Below are 5,533 nucleotides of genomic sequence, written 5' to 3' on the forward strand. Positions count from 1 at the left end.
CTAAGCCAGGAGGGTAATCACACCTATTGCCCGATCGCAAATTGTACTCTATCCTTATGCGACAAAAAAGGATCCGGCAGATCGGTAAAGTTATTTTATGGAAATAGAGAAAAAGTTTGTTTCTTTGTGTAACAAACTACATTAAAGATCGCTCATCTGTGAGGTGTTGAACTTGTATCATTAAATTTACCGGAATGCAACGAAAAGCTCGAATCAAGGATATTGCAGAAATGGCAGGAGTCTCGCCCGGAACAGTAGACCGGATACTTCATAACAGAGGAAATGTATCGGAGTCGGCCCGGAAAGCTGTCGAGGATGTTTTAAAAAAAGTAAACTACAAGCCGAATATTCATATTACCGGATTATCGCTAAAGCGCAGATACAAGGTCGTTATTACCACGCCCAATGTTACTGAGGGTGAATACTGGGAGAGCATTCATTCCGGAATACAGCATGCACTGGACGAATATGAGAATATTCGCATCAAACGCATAATATATACTTATAACGAATTTGATGTCTATTCCTGTCGGGAAGTGTACGACCGGATTCTGGAAGTTGATGCGGATGGAGTAATTCTTGGGTTGACTTTCAAGGAGGAGACTCTACGCCTCACCCGACAGCTCGAAGAGAGAGGAATTCCCTATATATTTGTGGATTCCACCATGGATTCCACTTCTCCACTCGCATTCTTTACTTCCGATCACTATATGTGTGGATACCTGATGGCCAGGCTTATTACGTCCATTATCCCCGCAGGCTCGGATATCGGTATGTCGCAGGCACTACGAATTGGTGATGAAAGCGCCAACACGAGTATTTTGAGGAAAAAAGGCTTTCATGACTATCTGATGGAGAAGAAGATCGACAACAGCGTGCTGAAAATCCCCTATTCAGCGTTGGAACCGGAGAAAAATGATGCGTGGATGTCGGATTTTTTCCAGCATCAGCACAATGTCGGCGGTGTTGTTTTTTTCAATTCACGTGGCGGGATTTTAGCTGACTACTTTGCAAGAAACGGAATCAACAATATCCATTTGATTGGGGTGGACCTTACGGTGTCCAATGTGAAAGGCCTCAGGGAGGGATATATAGATTTTTTAATCGGACAGGAGCCTGAACATCAGGGTTTCCTGGCGATGAAGACAATGATTGAGTATCTGGTTTACAGAAAACCGGTCCGACAGCAAAACTACGTACGACTGGATATTCTCACCCGCGAGACCATTGACTTTTACAGTGAGTTCAACTCCTAATCCAAGGTGTTGTATTTTCTCCTCACCATCCTGCAGAAGATTGTAAAGCCTCACCAAATACATCGGTAATGCACGAAAAAGTCCGCATAAAAGATATTGCAGAAATGGCCGGAGTATCGCCGGGAACTGTCGACCGCGTCATCCACAACAGGGGCAGAGTCTCTGAGACTGCCCGGATTGCGGTGGAGGAGGTGATGAAGAAAGTAAATTACAGGCCGAATATTCATATTACCGGACTCTCTTTAAAACGAAGATACAGGGTCGTGATCACCACGCCTAACGTGATGGAGGGGGAGTACTGGGAAAGCATTCATGCGGGTATCCGGCACGCCCTGGAAGAATATGAGAATATTCGTGTTAAATGTTTGATTTATAATTATAACCAGTACGATATCTATTCCTGCCGGGAGGTATACAACAAAATAGCGAAGATTGATGCAGATGCCGTGATCATTGGTACTACCTTCAAGGAAGAAACCGTTCGTTTGTCCAAAGAACTCGACAAAAAAGAGATTCCCTATATCCTGGTTGATTCTATGGTGGAAAACACCTCTCCTCTAGCTTATTTTACGTCCGATCATTATATTTGCGGATACCTGGTAGCCAAACTGATTACTTCCATTATCCCGATAAACTCTGAGATCGGCATGGTGCAGGCGGTCAGAATAGGCGATGAAAGTGCCAATAGCAGTATATTGCGAAAAAAAGGTTTTCAGGATTATCTCACCGAAGAAAAGATCACGAATAAAATTAAGAGGATCTCTGTCACGGCAATGGAACCGGAGAAGTACGATGAGCAGCTGCGTACCTTTTTTAAGGACCATCCCAATATCGGAGGAGTGGTGGTGCTCAACTCACGGGGCGGGATAGTGGCGGATTTTTTCGCCAGAAAGGGCATCAGGGATAAAAAAATGATCTGTGTCGACCTCACCGTGCCAAACGTGAGAGGGCTCAAAGACGGGTATATCGATTTTCTGATTGGGCAGGAGCCCGAGCATCAGGGGTTTCTTGCCATGAAGACGTTGATCGAATACCTGATTTACAGGCATCCCGTGAAGGTACAGAATTATATCCAACTCGATATTCTGACAAAAGAAACCATTGTTTACTACAAGCAGTTCAATTTTATTTCCTGAACAGTTTCTTTTGTTTTGATTCCATGCAATTGAGCTTTTGTTTACATTGCCCGGATGATCAATTCATCCAGAATGACAGCCGCTGTGAGCGCCTGTATGCTTATTTTTCTTTCTTTGGATGATGGCGGGAGGGTGATGGAGCGGAGTGCTTGGTTTCGCAGTACATTGTTTTTCCACTCTTCGCTCCGGCCATAGGTTTCGTAACTGATGTAGCACGGTTTTTCGCCTTCAATATCCACCTTCACTTCCAGCCTCTCATTGCCGGCAGGATGGGTGGGTACAAACGCCAATGTTACCGTCAGTGCTTCGGAGGAGCGGGGAAGTGTGGCACTAAAGGCGTCTCCTTCCTGCAGAGCCAACGCTTCGCGACTGTAACCCAGCTCTTTCACCATATAAGCACTGTTGCTGAACTCCCCATCGGAGGGAGATATTTTCCATTTTTTTTCCGATGGCTCGGGGAGAGGCAACGATATTTGGGTGGTATCGACTGGCATGAATACCGAAAGCTCCCTCGGCCTGCAATCCATCATATACCTCCATTTGCCATTCAGCATGCTGTTGTATCTCTCTGTCAAATTCAATATCTCATCAAACGCAACGGTGGAAACTCTCCACGCTGCTTTTCCATGGCGTGCGAGCTGTGCGCCCAGCATTTTGCGGTTCATGGCACAGAAGCTGAGCATGGGATACTCCACCAACTGAAACCAGTGAGCGCGACCGGGTTCATCAACCTGGAGAGACAACTGTTGAATCTCCTTTTCCAGCTTTTCACATGACTTTAACCGCTCTGTCACCTCACGGTCGCTCCACGGCAGATCTTTTACAATGTTGTATATCGGTTCGCTCCGCTCCTCGGTACGGGTATTGCCCAAAAACTCCGGCCGACGCTGATAGCTGAGTGCGTAGTATTCGTTCCAGAGTGGAACTAACTTACAGGCTGTTGTCTCCCCGAATTCTCTTGTCAACCAGCTTTTCAAGTGGACATTGCTGTCTCGGTTGTGCAGAATTTCCTTGTCCCACGCCAAATCCAGACAATACTCCAGCAGATATTCTGCCGGCTTAATATCCCCTACGTTAAAAATCCATATCTGTTGCACCTGATGATTGTAGGCACGTTCCAACTCCGTCCGGATTAAAGCAGGCGAAGTTGAAGCAAGCCATAAATAGTCATGAGGACGGCCCCAGTAAGAGATATGATAATACAAACCGTTGCCCCCTTTGCGTGCCTGTTCCAGCTCATTGGGCTGGGACCTCATATAGCCATAATTGTCGTCACACCACATCAGGGTGACATCTTCCGGAACCTCCAATCCCGAACGGTATATATCCAGTACCTCCTTGTAAGGTATAAATACCTGGGGAACGCTTGCTGCATCGCTGTGTGCATATTTCCCAATCAAAGCCCGCTGGTCTTTAAATACACGTTCCAGGACCGCCCGTTGTTCTTCAATTGTTTTGGCTCCCTGCATTTTGCCGTCGTGCACTCCTCTCATCCCGATGGTGAAATAGTTGTTAGAGCCGGCCACCTCTTTCACCCTCTCTTCCCAGAATTGGCATACGTTCTTCGAATTGTTCACATAGTCGTAATCTCCTTTACCAGCCAGGGGCCATTCGACGGGGGTGCTGCGTTGTAACGGTTCACAGTGTGAGGTGCCGATGGTTATTCCGTAAAGATCGGCCATCTCCCGGTTCCCTTCCACAAAGTAGAAAGGGATGGTGACTTCATGCATGGCAGGCCAGAGAATGTTAGCCCTGAGTCGCAGCATTAGCTCAAAGACAGCCCGGTAAGTTTTGGGGCCCACTTCTCCTTCCCGGTCTGAAGGCTCATAATTTTTCCAACTCCAGGGATTGAACCCCCAGTCTTCATCGTTGATAAAAATGCCCCGATAAAGCACCGCCGGTGCTTGTTCCGTTAGAAAGTCAGTCTTAATGACCCATTGCTCCCTCCTCTTCGGGGTGCTGTCGGCCCACCAAACCCACGGAGAAACGCCCAGCATGCGCGAAAGCTCCATGATGCCGTATGCTGTGCCGTTGGCATCAGAGCCGGTTATACGAAGGTTTCCCTCTTTTGCTTCTATGCGGAATGCTTCGTGTCGGGAGGCAATGCTGTCTTTTGTTTCGTTGCTTTTCAGGGTGTGGATAATCAGTTTTCTATCTCCCTGTTTGTCACTCTTTTTCAGAGAAGCATCTAACACACTGTCCAGGTCACCCTCAAACATGGAGAGTGCTGTACGCACAACCGGCGCGGCATCCTGATCCAGTTCGTAGTAAATTGTTTCTCCTCTTTCGTACACAATATCCTGTGCTTTCGCCTGTGTGATTGACAGGATAAGGGATATGACGAGAATGGACCAACCGATTTTATTCATTGATTTCATTGAAATTTCGGCTTAATTTGAGTAGATCCAATTCCCTAAGTCCTTCAGCTACAAAGAGGGCTACCTGTCTGGCCCCTTTTTCCATCATATGTGTATTGTCTTTTACTCCTTCCGGTTTCACCGGGTCCATACCCGGTTCCACCCACCGATAGTAAGGTTTTGACGCCTCATCGCCCAACATGGTGATGAAATCACGGGTCCTGAGGTTGATGTCGATCAGGTCTACCTGGTGTTCCCTGGCTATTTTTCGCATGATTACCGGATACCCTTTCAGCCGGTCATCAACCAGGTTCCCGTTTACAAAGGTACGCATCACCACGGAGGTGAGCAGGACAGGGATCGCTTTTTTCTGCCGCACCTCCCGTATCATCTTCAACAGGTTCTCTTCATACTGCTGATAGGAAGCATGTCGTTCCGGGCGTGTGGAGGAGTCGTTGTGTCCGAACTGGATCAGTACGATATCCCCGGCATCGGTTTCACTGAGCAGTCGTTCCCATCGTCCTTCGGCGATGAAGCTTTTGGTGCTTCTGCCCCCTATGGCGTGATTGACCACGGTGGTCTGGCTGTCGATGTAGAGGGGCAGCATCTGCCCCCATCCCCTGATCAACCCGTCTCTCTCTTCCTTGTAGCTCTGAGCCGTGGAATCGCCGGCGATCAGAATCTTCACCGGCTTTTCCGTAGCCTTGAACGAGGATACAACAAAGACACCCAATAACAGGTAGATAATCTTTTTCATTAGTAGGTGCTTGTCAGGGTGTGAACC

At 47.5% G+C, this 5,533-nt stretch carries 4 protein-coding genes; 2 read left to right on the forward strand and 2 right to left on the reverse strand.

The features are described 5' to 3' along the window. Positions 1 to 194: 194 nt before the first annotated feature. Entirely contained in the window at positions 195 to 1,256 is a 1,062-nt protein-coding gene (locus B3Z75_RS00555; RefSeq protein ID WP_294066525.1) for a substrate-binding domain-containing protein, read from the forward strand. Positions 1,257 to 1,324: 68 nt separating this feature from the next. Further along, positions 1,325 to 2,392 carry a LacI family DNA-binding transcriptional regulator gene (locus tag B3Z75_RS00560; protein WP_294066528.1) on the forward strand — a complete coding sequence of 356 codons (1,068 nt, stop codon included), beginning with the start codon at positions 1,325 to 1,327 and terminating at the stop codon, positions 2,390 to 2,392. Positions 2,393 to 2,433: 41 nt separating this feature from the next. Here B3Z75_RS00560 and B3Z75_RS00565 read toward each other — a convergent pair whose 3' ends face one another. Both B3Z75_RS00565 and B3Z75_RS00570 read right to left on the reverse strand, forming a co-directional pair. Further along, on the reverse strand, positions 2,434 to 4,761 hold the full coding sequence (locus tag B3Z75_RS00565) for a glycosyl hydrolase 115 family protein (RefSeq protein WP_294066530.1): 2,328 nt from the start codon (positions 4,759 to 4,761) through the stop codon (positions 2,434 to 2,436). After that, positions 4,754 to 5,533 (reverse strand): rhamnogalacturonan acetylesterase (locus tag B3Z75_RS00570; RefSeq protein WP_294066533.1); only part of this gene is annotated, 780 nt, incomplete at its 5' end. The genes B3Z75_RS00570 and B3Z75_RS00565, both read right to left, overlap by 8 nt.

The sequence above is a fragment of the Proteiniphilum sp. UBA1028 genome (assembly GCF_002316955.1).
Taxonomy (GTDB): domain Bacteria; phylum Bacteroidota; class Bacteroidia; order Bacteroidales; family Dysgonomonadaceae; genus Proteiniphilum.